Here is a 14,551-nt window from a genome sequence, read left to right as displayed (position 1 = left end):
TACGCTGTGGCTGGTTTGAACACTTCTTCTGTCATTGCTATCGGTGATCTGCAGGGCTGCTATGAAAGCCTGGAAGGCCTGCTGGAACAGCTTCCCGATACCGCTCCCCTGATCTTCATGGGAGATCTCGTCAACCGCGGCCCTCAGTCGCTTGAAACGCTGAGACGGGTGAAGGAGCTTCAGGAATCCGGAAGGGCTCAGTGCCTTCTCGGCAACCATGACCTCCATCTGCTCGCGGTGGCTGCAGGGCACGGGAACGTTCATCGCCGGGACACCATCACACCGATTCTTGAGGCACCGGATGCCGATGAGCTGATCGGATGGCTCCGCCGTCAGAAGATCGCGATTTATGAGGCGGGAGCTCTCTTCGTTCATGCCGGTGTTCATCCGTCATGGAGCCTTGAAGACGCGCTGAAACTCGCGCAGGAAGCCGAGTCCCATCTCTCGGGCGACGGCTGGAAAGACTATCTGAAGGATATGTATGGTCCGAGTCAGTGGGCTCCGGATCTCACAGGAAGCGAGAGAATGCGCGCTATTTTCAACGCCTTCACCCGCATCCGTTTTGTGAAGGAAGACGGAACGCTCGACTTCGATACACGGGAAGGCCTTGCCCAGGCTCCCGCGGGGCTCACGCCGTGGTTCCTGCGGACGGACCGCCGGCTTCTCGATCAGCTGATCGTGATCGGTCATTGGTCCATGCTCGGCCTGATGCTCCGCCCCAACCTGATCGCCATTGATACGGGCTGCCTCTGGGGCGGATCGCTCACCGCTATCCGGATGAGCGACCGCCGGATCTTTATGGAACGCTGTCCGCTTTGGTGCGAACCGTCTGCTTCAAAACCGGCCGCAAAGTAAGTTCCCGCCGTTCCTCTTCAATCGCCGGATCGCGAACGCCAAGAGCGGCCGCCATCCGGGCCGACACCTCGCGGCAGATCTGATGCCGGTTCTTCCCCGCAGGGTCAATCGGATCAAGCACCTCCACCTCTACCGTCGCATCCGGCGTTGTCACTACATTCCATAGGCAGTGGAAAATCGATACATCCCCCGCGTATGACATCCGGGTCGTCAGTTTTCCCCGGCTCTTATAGCGAAGCACCAGAGGCTGCACCGTGGCGCCGGTCGCCACGGCGGCCTCAATCAGATTCGCGTGAAGCGGCAGAAGTGTATTGCCAAGACTGGTGGTTCCCTCCGGGAAGAAGATCACGTTTTCACCCCGGTTCAGCGCTGACTCCATCTGCTCCGCAATCGCGAGAATAGCTCTGCGGTTGCCTCGCTCAATAAAGATCGTGCGCACCCCTTTCGCAATCGTGCCGAATGCAGGCCAGCGGCTGATCTCCGCCTTCGCAACAAACCGCGAGCAGATCAGGGTATCGATGGAAAAGATATCCAGGAAGGAAATATGGTTTGAAAGCAGCAGGTACCCTTTTTCTCCCGGCGCCGGGTGCCGCAGCGGCCTTCCGGTATAAGACACCCGGACCCCCAGCATCGCGAGAAGCCTCCTGCACCAGGTTTCAACCAGTTTCCGATATTCCGCTTCCTCCGCTTTCGGGAAACGCACCCCGGCAACGAACATGAAGAACGGTATCGAAATGACGATCAGAATGAAGCGCAAAGCCCCGGTCAGATAGTTCATCGGGATATCCTCAAAGCTTTAAAAATTTTCACTGAACCACTGCTCAAGAATCACAGCGGCCGACTGATCATCGATTTTCATCCGGCCCTGTTCCACGTCAACGGACGAGAACCGCTCATCGACCGGATACACAGGAAGAGAAAACCTTCCCTCAATCTGACGGGAGAATCGTTCAGCCCGATCCGTGAGTTCCTGACGTTCCCCTCCTGAGCGGAGAGGTACGCCGACCACCACCGCTACCGGTTCCCATTCGCGGAGAATCGCCTCCACACCACCCCACTTATCGGCATTCGTTCGGGCGGGGAAGATCCTGACAGGACGGGCAGAACGCGACAGCGTATTGCCGACCGCGGCGCCAATCCTCGCCAGTCCAAAATCAAAAGCGACAATAGTTCCGGAAAGATCCCGGGGATTTGCTTTATCAGGCATGACCCGCCTGCTCCTCTGAAGCTTCAAGCTGTTCGCGGCTGATGCCGATCTGAGAAAGCGCATAGTCATAGCGCTCTTCAGGCGGCACATCGAAAAGGATCTCCTCCGTCGCGGGTACAGTGATCCAGCTGCCAATCGCGATCTCCGCCTCGAGCTGCCCGGGGAGCCATCCGGCGAGACCCAGCAGGAAAAGGCGGCGTTTGGGTCCTTCCCCGCGGCACATGCGGCTCAGCACGTCGGCTGACAGTGTCACACACAGCGTGGGGGAAATCTCACGGGACGCCGCGTATTCCCCCGCCTTCTCATGAAGGAGAAATCCCCTCTGGGGATCAACCGGACCGCCGATAAAGACGCGGTCAGGCAGCCGGGGCGAGCCCTTCGCGATCACCTTCGACTGCTCGAGCACGTCCGACAGCATCAGTTCCGTCTGCCGGTTAATCACGAAGCCCCGGGATCCTTTTTCATCGTGCCCGGTGATATAGACCACCGTTCCGGCGAAATTCGGGTCGCGCAGTGAAGGCATCGCAACAAGCAGATGATTTTGCAGTTCCATGTTTTCATCCATTTTCTTTCTCCCGTTACTCGAGATGTCTGCCTTCCGCAGGCTTACTTATTCTTTTTGTAGCACAAAACAAAACGTGCGGACCGAAAAGACTTCAGTCTGAGGCACGGAGTACGTTTGTGCCGTCGAAAACCGGGATGAATTTCGACTCGGCCGTCTCGCCGATCTGAATGAAACAGTTGCGGTATCCGAGTGACTCGGCGTGACGCACGACCTTCTGATACTCCAGCGTGAAAAGCTTCCGGTTGATCTCAGGGTGACGCGACGCCTTGTAAAGCGGCATGTACTGATTCATCAGGCTGACGCAGACATCATTACCGAAATTTTCCCACAGCCAGTCAAGACACCGGCAGCTGTCACGCCAAAGCCCCGGAAGAACCAAATGTCGCACGATGAGACCGCTCCGCATCAGGCCGTCCTCACCGACCCGATACCGGCCGACAGCGTCAAACATGGCCCGGATCGCCACGCTTGCCGTCTCAAAGTAATGCGGAACTCCTGAATAGCGTTCGCCGTACCGGGAGTCAAAGTATTTGAGGTCCGGCATATACATATCCACGTAGCCCCTCAGCCGCCCGATCGTTTCCGGCAGATCGTAGCCATTCGTGTTGTAGGCCACTCGGAGCGAGAAACCGCGGCTTCTCGCGATATCGATCGCCCGGATGATGTTTTCGACATAGTGAGTCGGTGTCACCAGTTCAAGACACGTCGCTCCGCGGCTCTGCTGCTCGAGGAAGATCTCCGCGAGCCGCTCATCCGTCACGGCAAAGCCGCTTCCTTCCGCGCTGATTTCGTGATTCTGGCAAAAGCAGCAGCGAAGATTGCAGTGTGAAAAGAAGACCGTTCCCGCACCCTGGCTTCCAGAGATACAGGGCTCCTCCCAGCGGTGCAGTGACACGAGCGCCACCTCAGCTTTCCCTGACGCGCGGCAGAGCGCCCGCTTGGGAGCCGTCACAATCCCCTCACGGAGCACACCGCATTTTCTCGGGCAGAGCCGGCAGCCCGTTTCCTGATGAATTTCCAGCATGAATAAAGTTCCGAATTCCGGAGTAATGCATAGAGGGCACACATTCTAATTCTCTGCGGATTCTGCCCTCAGGCACCGTACAGGAAACTAAAAGTGTTTAAAATTAGCAGTTTTGACGCAGGATTACACCTGCGCTTCTTCCCCTACCTGATCGCTAGCAGAAAGACTCTTTCTTTTCGATCGCCCCCGGATAAAAACCGTGACTGCGAAAAAAATCTTTATCAAATCCTTTGGCTGCCAGATGAACGAATACGATTCGAACCGGATCGTGGACCTGATGACTGACAGCAGCGGCTATATCAAAACCAATTCCGCCGAAGACGCGGATCTCGTCATTCTGAACACCTGTTCGATCCGAGACAAGGCCCAGCAGAAGGTCTATTCCGAACTCGGCCGGATCCGGACTCTGAAGGAACAGCGTCCCGGCATGAAGATCGCGGTCGGCGGCTGTGTGGCAAGCCAGGAAGGCTCAAAGATCATTGAACGCGCTCCCTACGTGGACGTCGTCTTCGGGCCCCAGACGCTTCACCGCCTGCCCGACATGCTCGATAAGTGCAAGACCTGCCACCACTCGCAGGTCGACGTGTCGTTCCCTGGCATCGAAAAGTTTGACTACATGCCGGAGCCGCATAAGAACGGTTCCGCCGCCTTTATTTCCATCATGGAAGGCTGCTCGAAGTTCTGCACGTACTGTGTGGTGCCGTATACCCGAGGCCAGGAGCTGTCGCGTCCCGTGGCGGATGTGCTCCGCGATGTGAAGAGCCTCGCCGAGCAAGGCGTCTGCGAAATCACGCTTCTCGGTCAGAACGTGAACGCCTATGAAGGTGAACTGCCTGACGGCGACGAAATCGATTTCGCGATGCTGCTTGAGCTGATCGCCGCGATTGACGGCATTGAGCGTATCCGCTTCATGACGTCTCACCCGACGAACTTCACGCCTCGCCTGATCAATGCCTATCGGACGATCCCGAAGATCGTGAGCCATGTTCACCTTCCGGTTCAGTCCGGCTCCGACCATGTGCTCGAACTGATGAAGCGCGGCTACACAACGGAACAGTATCTGTCGATCATCCGCGGACTCCGTGAGGCCCGTCCTGATATCTGCATCACTTCCGACTTCATCGTCGGCTTCCCGGGCGAAACGGAAGAGGATTTCGAGGCTACGATGAAGCTGATTGACGAGTGCCGGTTTGACGCGAGTTTCTCCTTCGTTTTCAGCCCGCGCCCTGGTACGCCCGCCGCGGACATGCCTGACAGCACGCCTCAGGAAGTGAAGCTTGAGCGGCTGCAGAAGCTGCAGAAGGTGAATGATGCCCAGGCGCTCCGGATTTCCGAAGCGATGGTGGGATCCATCCAGCGCGTACTCGTCACCGGCGCGAGCAAGAAGGGCGAAGGCATGCTTGCCGCCCGTACGGATAACAACCGTGTCGTGAATTTTGAGGGCCCCCTCGATCTTCTCGGCAAGATGGTTCAGGTCAAAATTACGGATGTCCGCGTGCACACGCTCGGCGGCACCCTGATCAATAAGGAAAAGGACTTCAACTGATCGATGTCAAACGAAAAGGAAGAGACGCGGCAGCTGGAATTTTCGGCTGACGCGAGCAATGCAGAGCTCGCCAATCTGACGGGGCCGCTTGACGCCAACCTCCGCCAGATTGAGACCATTCTGGATGTCAGCATCGCGCGGCGCGGCAATGTTTTCCGCGTAAGCGGCAGCACCTCGCACGTTCGGCGCGCGATCCATGCCCTGCAGAGACTTCTGAACCGCATCCGCACAACGGGTGAGGAACTGTCGGCCAAAGACCTTCAGCTCTTCTTCGTTGATGAAAGAACGGAAACCGAAGGCGTTCCGCAGGATGACAGCCTCGCGCCCCTTAAGACCCGGCGGCGCGATCTCCGCGGCCGGACACTGCGTCAGCATGACTACATCAAGGCGATCCAGGACTGTGATATCGCTTTCGGTATCGGTCCGGCGGGCACCGGCAAAACGTATCTCGCCGTCGCCTCCGCGGTGGACGCCTATGAGCGGAATACGGTTGAGCGAATCATTCTCACGCGTCCGGCGGTTGAAGCCGGAGAAAGACTCGGCTTCCTTCCGGGCGATCTTTCCCAGAAGGTGGATCCCTATCTGCGCCCGCTTTACGACGCGCTTTTCGACCTTCTCGGCTTTGAGAAGACCCGCACGCTGATGGAGCGCCAGACGATTGAGATCGCGCCGCTCGCTTATATGCGCGGCAGAACACTGAACAACGCTTTCATCATTCTCGATGAGGCGCAGAATACGACTCCCGAGCAGATGAAGATGTTCCTCACCCGTATCGGTTTCGGCTCAAAAGCCGTCATCACGGGCGACATCACCCAGATCGACCTGCCGCGCGGCACGCACAGCGGTCTGATTCAGGCGCAGCATGTGCTCGCGGGAGTCCGCGGCATTGCGTTCACCTACTTCACGGCGGCCGACGTTGTCCGCCACCCGCTGGTGGCCCGGATCGTTGAGGCGTACGAGAAGGATGCGGAATCGAGGGAAAAAGGCAGACATGGAATCGAATAAAGAAACCGAAGCCGAAGAGGCTCAGGAAAAAGAATCACCCGTTTCTGTTTATTATTTACAGAACGAACTGTTCCCGGAGCTTCCGAGCGAAGACGTCATGACCTCCTGGGTCAGGGCGGCCGCCGAGCGCCCGGTGAACATTACGATCCGCTTTGTTGATAAAGAGGAAGGCTACGAACTGAACAGCCGCTACCGTCACAAGGACTATGCGACCAACGTTCTCACTTTCGACTATCAGCATGAGCCCGTCGTGGAGGCGGACATCGTCATCTGCGTCCCCGTGCTGGTCGAACAGGCAAAAGAGCAGCAGAAAACCTTCCTGCAGCATCTCTGCCACCTGATTGTTCACGGCACACTGCACGCGCATGGCTATGACCACATCACTGAAGAGCAGGCGAATGTGATGGAACCCCTTGAAATCAAAATCCTGCAGTCTCTGGGGTTCCCGGATCCATATCAGGACCGGGACCTTTAAAAGGCAATTCTTACTATGATTTCTGACCCACCCTCGTCACAGAAGGGGGCTGAGCCTAGCTTTCTGCAAAGGCTTACCGCGTCCCTTTTTCACGAGCCTGCTTCCGATGCACACGAGCAGTTTGTCTCGGCGCTGCGCGCCGCAAAGACAAACGGCGTTCTGAGCGATGACGCGCTCTTCATGATTGAAGGCGTACTGAAGATTTCTGAGCTCTCCGCCTCGGACATCATGGTTCCGAGAAGCCAGATCAAGGCGATCGACATCTCGGAGCCCCAGGACAAGTGGCTGAGGGAAGCGAATCAGAGCGGACACTCGCGCTTCCCGGTAATTGAAGGTGATTTCAGTGACGTAAAGGGACTCCTTCACGCCAAGGATCTCCTTACCGCGCTTCTCCACCCCGACTATCGGCTGGAGGAGCATCTGAGAGAGGCAAAGTTCATCCCTGAAACGATGCCGCTGAATCTTCTCCTGAAGGAATTCAAGCGCGAGCATCAGCATCTCGCTCTCGTCGTGGATGAGTTCGGTGAAGTGACCGGTCTCCTCACGATTGAGGACGTGCTGGAGCAGATTGTCGGCGACATCGATGATGAGTTCGACACGGTCGACATCGATGCGGGAAACATCGTGAGCGAGTCCCGCGGGCGGTGGAAGATCCGTGCCATTACGCACCTCACGCAGTTCAATCAGTATTTCGGCGCGGACATCACGGATCCGCACTGCGAAACGATCGGCGGCATCATTGCTGACCGCCTCGAGCGTGTTCCCCGTCCGGGCGACCAGCTGACCATCGACGGTTTCCGGTTCAAAGTGCTGCGGGCGGACGACCGCCAGGCAAAGGTGCTGCTTGTGGAGCGGGCGCCCAAGGCGGCTTCCGATAAGGGAGCCCAGGCGTGAATTTCTGGCTGAGTGCAGCTGCGGCCGCCGCCGGCGGTCTCCTTTACGCGTCTCCGTTCTTTCCTCACAGCGCGGAGTGGGTTTCGCAGATCGCCGCTTTTATCGGTCTCGCCGCTCTGCTCTTCAGTCTCAGGGAAGAGACGTCCTGGAAAAAGGCCTCGCTCCTCGGTTTCATTTTCGGACTGTTCGCCTTCACGCCCGGACTCTCCTGGCTCTACCAGAGTCTTCATGACTTCGGCGGTCTGCCTGCTCTGCTGTCAGGCGCCGCGCTGCTCCTCATGGGGGCCGCGAATTCCATATTCACGGCTCTGACGGCCGCTGCCGTTTCCAAAGTCCGTCCAGGACCGCTCCGGGCAGCGGCGGCTTTTCCGGCCGCCTTCGTGTTTTTTGACTGGATCCGGGGAGCCGCGCTCTGCTCCTTCCCCTGGATTTCCTTCGGGTACATTCAGACCGGAACCCCGTTTGAGGGATTTGCTCCGGTCGGAGGCGTTTATGCCTCTGAACTCGCCGCCTCGCTCGCGCTTGGACTCGTCTTCGCAACCGTGCTTCTGCGGGGAAGCGCGAAGCGGCAATGCGCCTGCATCGCTGCCGCAGCCGCGCTTCTGGTTTCCGGGCAGGCGCTGCGTGCGGTCAGCTGGACCGCTCCCGGAGAATCGCTTTCTGTCCGCCTCGTACAGCCAGACCTGCCGCTCGCCGGACTTTCCGGCGTTGAACCCCTATCTCAGTCTGAGAGGATCTCCCGCGCGATGCGGCTTTCCTCTCCTGAGGGACGCCCGATCGCAGACCGCACGCTCATCATCTGGCCCGAATCTGTTATCAACACATCCATTCAGCGCCTGATGCCGGAAGAGGCGTCACTGATCCGTCTTCCCGCGCCGGAAAAAGGAACTTCACTCGTCCTCAACGCGTTCTGGGAACCGCATCCCCGTGAATTCCGGAATTCACTTTTTCTCCTGACTCCCGGCTCCGATACGCAGCGTTACGACAAGCGTCATCTTGTGCCCTTTGGAGAATTTGTACCGCCGGGCTTCCACTGGTTCGTTCATGCGCTGGGAATTCCGATGAGTGACCAGACGCCGGGGGACCGTTTTCAGAAACCGCTTTATCTTCCGCTGCAGGGCATTACCGTGGCTCCGATGATCTGCTACGAAAACTCCTTCGGGGACGAGCTGTCGGACTTCTGGAAGGATGACGGAAAAAGCCGGATGCCGAATGTGCTTCTCGTGAGCTCGAACCTTGCCTGGTTCTCACCAGCCGTGCAGTATCAGCATCTGCTCTTCAGCCGGATGAGAGCGCTGGAAACCGCGCTCCCGCTGATCTCAGTGAATAACAACGGCGCATCCGCTCTTATCAGCCCGCGGGGCGTCATTACGTACGAAGCCGGCCTCGGTCCCGTCTCAAAGGATGCGGTCATCCGCACCGCGGACGGCGGCCCGACTCCCTATATACGCGTCGGGAATGCGCCAGCCATTCTCCTCTGCATTCTCCTTTTTGCGGCAGTCTTTTTCAGAGAATCGCGGAGCAAAAACAAAAAAACGCCAACCATCTAAAATGATGGCTTCATTCTGATTCTATGATGACTGTGTTGCGATGCAGAAAACGGTCATCTTTTCCCTCCAAGAGGGGGCAGTTAGGAAAAAATGATCTCTTTTCAGGAAGTCATCCTGCGCCTGCAGGATTATTGGAATAAGCAGGGCTGCGCATTGCTACAGCCGATCGACACCGAAGTCGGTGCCGGCACTTCTCACACGGCAACCTTCCTCCGGGCCCTTGGGCCGGAGCCCTGGCGTGCGGCCTATGTTCAGCCGTCCCGCCGTCCGAAGGACGCCCGCTACGGCGAGAACCCGAACCGCCTTTATCAGCATCACCAGTTCCAGGTTGTCCTGAAACCCGCCCCCGTCAATATCGTTGACCTGTATCTCGGCAGCCTGAAGGTGCTCGGCATCGATACGTCGCTGCATGATATCCGCTTCGTTGAGGACAACTGGGAAAATCCGACGCTCGGTGCCTGGGGTCTCGGCTGGGAAATCTGGATGGACGGCATGGAAGTGACCCAGTTCACGTACTTCCAGCAGGTGGGCGGTCTTCCCTGCAAGCCGATCACCGGCGAAATCACGTACGGTCTGGAGCGCCTCTGCATGTATCTGCAGAACTGCGACAACGTGTTCGACCTCGTCTATACCCGCTGGGGCGAAGGCGACCGTCAGCGCACGCTGACCTATGGTGACGTGTTCCACCAGAACGAATATGAGCAGTCCGTCTTCACCTTTGAGAAGTCGGATCCTGCGAAGCTCCTGAAGCTGTTTGACTACTTCGAAACCGAAGCCAAGCGCCTGATGGACCTGCAGCTCGCTCTGCCTGCCTACGAAATGGTCCTGAAGGCCGGCCACACCTTCAACCTTCTTGATGCCCGCGGTGCAATTTCCGTGACGGAACGCGCCCACTACATCTCCCGCATCAGAAACATCTCCCGTGCTGTTGCACAAAGCTATTACGACTCCCGCGAGCGCCTGGGATTCCCGATGCTGAATAAGGCTGATAAGAAGGAGGAGGCCTGAAATGACGAATCTGCTAGTTGAACTCCAGACGGAAGAGCTGCCGCCGAAAGCCCTTGATACGCTTTCCAAGGCCTTCGGAAATGAAATCGCGAAGAGCCTCGCGGCCCAGCACCTGACGGAAGCCGGTTCGGTTGCCACCTGCTACGGCACTCCCCGCCGCCTCGCGGTTCACATCACGAACGTGCTTGACCACTCCGCCGACGAACCTTTCTCCAAAAAGCTGATGCCGAAGGCGATCGGCCTTGACGCAGAAGGCAAGCCCGCGGCTCCCCTTCTGAAGAAGCTTCAGGCTCTCGGCCTTGGCGCTGACGCCAAGCTCGTCACGAAGACTGAAGGCGGCAAGGACTTCCTCTACGTTGAAGACACGAAGCCCGGCATCCCGCTTGCGGAAGGCCTTCAGGCTGCCATTGAAGACTCCGCCAAGAAGCTCCCGATCCCGCGCGTGATGAGCTACCAGCTCCCCGACGGCGAAACGACGGTTGAGTTTGTCCGCCCGGTCCGTTATCTCACGGCACTTTACGGTGAAGACGTGGTGCCAGTGACGTTCCTCGGTCTCAAGGCCGGACGCGTGACCCGCGGCCACCGCTTTATGTCTGCCGGCGAAATGACGATCGACAGCGCGGATTCCTATGCGGAGCAGCTGAAGAACGCCTGTGTCATGGTCTCCTACGCTGACCGCCGCGCTCTGATCTGCAAGCTCCTCAACGACAAGGCTGCCGAACTCGGCGGCACGGCCATCATGCCGGAGGCGCTGCTCGATGAAGTCACCGCGCTCACCGAGTGGCCTGTGGTGTACGCTTCCGAATTCGAAAAGGAATACCTCTCGGTTCCGGAAGAGTGCCTGATTCTCACGATGCAGCTGAATCAGAAGTACTTCCCGCTCCGCGACGCTTCCGGTCGCCTCATGAACAAGTTCCTGCTCGTCTCGCAGCTCGTTGCGGCTGACGGCGGCAAGGAAATCAGCGCCGGCAACGCCCGCGTCGTCCGCGCCCGTCTGGCTGACGCCAAGTTCTTCTATGAAACCGACCAGAAGGAAACGCTGGAAAGCCGCGTTCCCGGCCTGAAGAATGTGGTGTACCACGCGAAGCTCGGCAGCCAGTTTGAAAGAACTGACCGTGTCCGCGCGATGGCAGGCCTCATCGCCATCGGTCTTCACGCGAGCCCCGAGGATGCTGCCCGCGCGGCTTACCTCGCAAAGGCTGACCTCCGCACCCTGATGGTGGGCGAATTCCCCGAACTCCAGGGCATCATGGGGCAGTACTACGCTCAGCATGACGGTGAAAAGGCTGATGTCGCTCTCGCGATCCGTGAGCACTACCAGCCCCGCTTCGCCGGCGACGCGCTGCCCTCCACTCCGGTGAGCCTCTCGCTCGCTATCGCTGACAAGCTCGAAACCCTGACCGGTCTCTTTGGTATCGGCCAGATGCCGACCGGTGAAAAGGATCCGTACGCTCTCCGCCGCCACGCGATCAGCATTCTGCGCATGGTGATTGAGAAGAATCTCCCGCTGAAGCTTTCTGACCTCCTCGAACTCGGCTTCGAAATTGAGCGCCACGTGGAAGGTGTCAAGGATGCCCGCAAGGAACTCCGCGACTTCTTCTTCGACCGTCTGCGCGTCATGTTCAAGGATCAGGGCTACACCGCTCAGGAAATCGACGCCGTGCTGAGCCTGAACCCGGATCAGCTGAATGAGATCCCGGCCCGCCTCGCCGCCGTCCGCTCCTTTGAGAAGCTGCCGGAATCGGAAGCCCTCGCTGCCGCGAACAAGCGTATCAGCAACATCCTGAAGAAGATCGAAGGCGAAGTCCCGACCAAGATCGATCCGTCGCTCTTCGAGAGCGATGCCGAAAAGGCGCTCTCCTCCGCCATCGATCAGGTTGAACCTGCCGCTCTCGCTGACTTCGAAGCCGGCCACTACGAGGAAATGCTTTCCCGCCTTTCCACGCTGAAGACCCCGGTCGACGAGTTCTTCGATAAGGTCATGGTGAACGCTGACGATCCCGCGCTGCGCGCCAACCGCCAGGCGCTCCTCGCCCGTCTCCACCACCTGATGAATCAGGTTGCCGAGCTTGCGAAGATTGCTCAGTAATCGGAGGTGATGGCTGTGAATACAGTTCGAGGTTTCATCTTTTATATCGTTCTGGCGATCACGGTCATCCCCGTCTGCTTCATCGTCCTCATTCTCACGCCGTTCACCCGGGCCGAAACCCGGTACGGCGTCATGAGGGCCTGGGGCAGGTTCGTGATTGCCGCGCTCCGCGTGATCTGCGGTGTCCGGGTTCAGGTAAAGGGAATGGAAAACTGCCCGAAGGGCCCTGTCGTTGTGCTGTCCAAGCATCAGTCGGCATGGGAAACCTTCTGGCTGGGAGCCTATCTCCCTTACCCCGGCGCCTATGTCTACAAGGAGTCGCTCAACCGCATTCCGTTCTTCGGCTGGGCTCTCTGGTCCTTCGGACTGCTGTCCATTGACCGCAGCAACGGCCGCAGCGCTTTCCGCACTCTGGTCACAAAAGGCCCCGCCTTCCTTAAGCGGGGTTGGTGGATCATTCTCTTCCCGGAAGGCACCCGCGTGCCCCCTGGTGAGCATGTGAAATTCAAGACGGGCGGAGCGAGGCTTGCAGCCGCTACTGGCGCTCCCATTCTTCCTGTCGCGCTGAATTCCGGTGTTTGCTGGCCGAAGAATTCCATTGCGAAGATCCCCGGCACTATCACGGTGTCGATCGGTAAACCGATCCCCACTGAGGGCCGTGATCTGAAAACGGTGGAAGCTGAGGTCGCCGACTGGATCACCACGGAAAGCGACGCGCTGCTCCTTCCGCATCCCGCAAAGAATGCCTAAGAAGCTCGAACCGGACTCCGTCCGGATCATCGATCTGCCGGCTCCGGAGAGTCCCTCCGGGGCCGTTTCTGTACGGTATACGCTCTACCGCTCCCGCCGCCGTACGATCGGCTTCAGAGTGGATTCCACCGGGATTTCCGTCCTCGCCCCCATGCGGGCGCCGATCAGACTCATTGAGATGTCGCTCGTGAGGAACAGCAGCTGGGTGATAAAGCATCTCGCCGTGCGGGCAAAGCAGCGTGAGGAGAGCGGTATTCCGAGAACCGTTTTCGCGGATGGGGGAGAACTTCCCTATCGGGGCCGGGTACTCAGAATTTCACTCAGTTCCGAAGTTGCCGCGCCTCAGATAAGAACCGCTGAAAGCGGAAATCTGGAACTCAGAATTCCCGCTTCTGAAGGCGAGGATCCGGCACATCTGAAGGAAATCATCACGCTCTGGATGAAGCGTGAGGCTGTCCGCGTGATCCGCGAACGGTTCGACTATGTTCAGCAGTTCGCGCCTCGCGCCGCCGCCTCGCTGCGACTGAATTCCGCCAGGACACTCTGGGGAAGCTGCAGCGCCTCAGGCGCTATCCGCCTCAACTGGCGGCTGATCTTTTTTGATAATGACGCGATCGATTACGTCGCGGCGCATGAACTTGCGCACCTGGTGGAAATGAACCACAGCGCGCGCTTCTGGGCTCAGGTCCGGGCGATCAAGCCGAACTACGAAAAGGCGAGAGCGGCGCTCCGTAAGGTCGTTATCGGAGATCTGCCGCTCTGACCCCGACCGATTCTCAGCCGGCCGCGCGCTTCGCGAGATACACGCGGGTCAGCGACTCAAAGTCGCTCACTGAGAGCGTCTCCGCCCGGACACCCGGGTTTATTCCGGCGGACTCAATTTCCTCCGCCGTCAGCAGTTTCCCAAGCGAATTCCGGAGCGTCTTTCTTCTCATGCTGAAAGAGGCCGCCACCACTTCCGAGTAGGCGGCATCTTCTTCCGGCGAAGTCTCCTCACGGGCAATCGGAATCATCCGCACAACGCTTGACGTGACCTTGGGGGCCGGTGTGAAGGCGCCCGGCGGCACATCGAAGAGCTTCATCATGCGGTAGTAGCGCTGAAGCACCGCGGAAAGCCTGCCATAGGTCTTTCCGCCCGGTGCGCTCACCATGCGATCCACCACTTCCTTCTGCAGCATGAAATGCTGATCCGTCACGCGGCCGCGGACCGCGATCAGGGAAATGAGAAGCGGGCTTGAAATGTTGTAGGGGAGATTTCCGAAGATCCGGAGTTTTTCCCCGGGGTGCACTTTCGACCAGTCAAGCTTCAGGGCGTCCGCCTCAATCAGCTCAAGTGTCTCCGGGAAAATGCTTCGCAGCCAGGCGGCAAGATCACGGTCAATCTCAATCGCCGTTTCGTGTCCGCTCTTCGCGATGATTTCACGGGTGAGCGCCGCCTGTCCCGGGCCGATTTCAATCAGCACCTGCTCAGGCTGGGGATCGATCGAATCGACAATTTTTCCGATCCAATGCGGGTCATTGAGGAAGTTCTGCCCAAAGCGCTTGCGGGCGTGATGACCTTCAAGTTTTTGCACCATTGCGGT

The 14,551-nt window shown here is 58.5% G+C and carries 15 protein-coding genes; 10 read left to right on the top strand and 5 right to left on the bottom strand.

Annotation, left to right across the window (positions count from 1 at the left end; translation table 11 throughout):
• The first annotated feature begins 6 nt into the window (after nucleotides 1–6).
• Nucleotides 7–855 (top strand): symmetrical bis(5'-nucleosyl)-tetraphosphatase, encoded by an 849-nt coding sequence (locus tag M4NBBH2_RS03960; protein WP_306307589.1) that lies wholly within the window; start codon nucleotides 7–9, stop codon nucleotides 853–855.
• Here the strand turns inward: M4NBBH2_RS03960 and M4NBBH2_RS03955 are convergent.
• From M4NBBH2_RS03955 to M4NBBH2_RS03940, 4 genes are all read right to left on the bottom strand, one after another.
• Nucleotides 797–1,633, bottom strand: a complete 837-nt coding sequence (locus M4NBBH2_RS03955; RefSeq protein WP_116269794.1) for a lysophospholipid acyltransferase family protein — start codon at nucleotides 1,631–1,633, stop codon at nucleotides 797–799. The genes M4NBBH2_RS03960 and M4NBBH2_RS03955 overlap by 59 nt on opposite strands.
• Before the next feature lie 18 nt (nucleotides 1,634–1,651).
• Nucleotides 1,652–2,062 (bottom strand): Holliday junction resolvase RuvX, encoded by a 411-nt coding sequence (ruvX, locus tag M4NBBH2_RS03950; protein ID WP_116269793.1) that lies wholly within the window; start codon nucleotides 2,060–2,062, stop codon nucleotides 1,652–1,654.
• Nucleotides 2,055–2,615 (bottom strand): YqgE/AlgH family protein, encoded by a 561-nt coding sequence (locus tag M4NBBH2_RS03945; protein ID WP_160117818.1) that lies wholly within the window; start codon nucleotides 2,613–2,615, stop codon nucleotides 2,055–2,057. The genes ruvX and M4NBBH2_RS03945 overlap by 8 nt, the downstream gene beginning before the upstream one ends.
• Before the next feature lie 103 nt (nucleotides 2,616–2,718).
• Nucleotides 2,719–3,651 carry a radical SAM protein gene (locus M4NBBH2_RS03940; RefSeq protein ID WP_116269791.1) on the bottom strand — a complete coding sequence of 311 codons (933 nt, stop codon included), beginning with the start codon at nucleotides 3,649–3,651 and terminating at the stop codon, nucleotides 2,719–2,721.
• Nucleotides 3,652–3,850: 199 nt separating this feature from the next.
• On the opposite strand from M4NBBH2_RS03940, the gene miaB reads away from it, so the two are divergent.
• From miaB to M4NBBH2_RS03895, 9 genes are all read left to right on the top strand, one after another.
• Nucleotides 3,851–5,197, top strand: a complete 1,347-nt coding sequence (gene miaB, locus M4NBBH2_RS03935) for a tRNA (N6-isopentenyl adenosine(37)-C2)-methylthiotransferase MiaB (protein WP_116269790.1) — start codon at nucleotides 3,851–3,853, stop codon at nucleotides 5,195–5,197.
• Nucleotides 5,198–5,200: 3 nt separating this feature from the next.
• On the top strand, nucleotides 5,201–6,202 hold the full coding sequence (locus M4NBBH2_RS03930) for a PhoH family protein (RefSeq protein WP_116269789.1): 1,002 nt from the start codon (nucleotides 5,201–5,203) through the stop codon (nucleotides 6,200–6,202).
• Nucleotides 6,189–6,677, top strand: coding sequence for an rRNA maturation RNase YbeY (gene ybeY, locus M4NBBH2_RS03925; protein WP_116269788.1), 489 nt, complete (start codon nucleotides 6,189–6,191; stop codon nucleotides 6,675–6,677). Before M4NBBH2_RS03930 ends, ybeY begins: the two co-directional genes overlap by 14 nt.
• A gap of 15 nt (nucleotides 6,678–6,692) precedes the next feature.
• Complete coding sequence (locus M4NBBH2_RS03920; RefSeq protein ID WP_116269787.1) at nucleotides 6,693–7,571, top strand: CorC family transporter; 879 nt, start codon at nucleotides 6,693–6,695, stop codon at nucleotides 7,569–7,571.
• Nucleotides 7,568–9,121 carry an apolipoprotein N-acyltransferase gene (gene lnt, locus M4NBBH2_RS03915; RefSeq protein ID WP_116269786.1) on the top strand — a complete coding sequence of 518 codons (1,554 nt, stop codon included), beginning with the start codon at nucleotides 7,568–7,570 and terminating at the stop codon, nucleotides 9,119–9,121. Before M4NBBH2_RS03920 ends, lnt begins: the two co-directional genes overlap by 4 nt.
• Before the next feature lie 90 nt (nucleotides 9,122–9,211).
• Nucleotides 9,212–10,129 carry a glycine--tRNA ligase subunit alpha gene (gene glyQ / locus M4NBBH2_RS03910; protein WP_022443680.1) on the top strand — a complete coding sequence of 306 codons (918 nt, stop codon included), beginning with the start codon at nucleotides 9,212–9,214 and terminating at the stop codon, nucleotides 10,127–10,129.
• Nucleotide 10,130: 1 nt separating this feature from the next.
• Nucleotides 10,131–12,218: a glycine--tRNA ligase subunit beta gene (gene glyS / locus M4NBBH2_RS03905; protein ID WP_116269785.1), complete on the top strand. Its 2,088-nt coding sequence runs from the start codon at nucleotides 10,131–10,133 to the stop codon at nucleotides 12,216–12,218.
• 9 nt (nucleotides 12,219–12,227) lie between these two features.
• Nucleotides 12,228–12,968 carry a lysophospholipid acyltransferase family protein gene (locus tag M4NBBH2_RS03900; RefSeq protein ID WP_235005594.1) on the top strand — a complete coding sequence of 247 codons (741 nt, stop codon included), beginning with the start codon at nucleotides 12,228–12,230 and terminating at the stop codon, nucleotides 12,966–12,968.
• Nucleotides 12,961–13,731 (top strand): M48 family metallopeptidase, encoded by a 771-nt coding sequence (locus tag M4NBBH2_RS03895; protein ID WP_116269783.1) that lies wholly within the window; start codon nucleotides 12,961–12,963, stop codon nucleotides 13,729–13,731. Before M4NBBH2_RS03900 ends, M4NBBH2_RS03895 begins: the two co-directional genes overlap by 8 nt.
• Before the next feature lie 13 nt (nucleotides 13,732–13,744).
• Here the strand turns inward: M4NBBH2_RS03895 and rsmA are convergent, their stop codons facing one another.
• Nucleotides 13,745–14,545: a 16S rRNA (adenine(1518)-N(6)/adenine(1519)-N(6))-dimethyltransferase RsmA gene (rsmA, locus tag M4NBBH2_RS03890; protein ID WP_116269782.1), complete on the bottom strand. Its 801-nt coding sequence runs from the start codon at nucleotides 14,543–14,545 to the stop codon at nucleotides 13,745–13,747.
• Nucleotides 14,546–14,551 lie beyond the last annotated feature (6 nt).

Source organism: Mesosutterella multiformis, assembly GCF_003402575.1.
GTDB lineage: Bacteria > Pseudomonadota > Gammaproteobacteria > Burkholderiales > Burkholderiaceae_F > Mesosutterella > Mesosutterella multiformis.
Note: the sequence above shows the minus strand (reverse complement) of the source record. Positions and strands in the feature narration are given on the sequence as shown.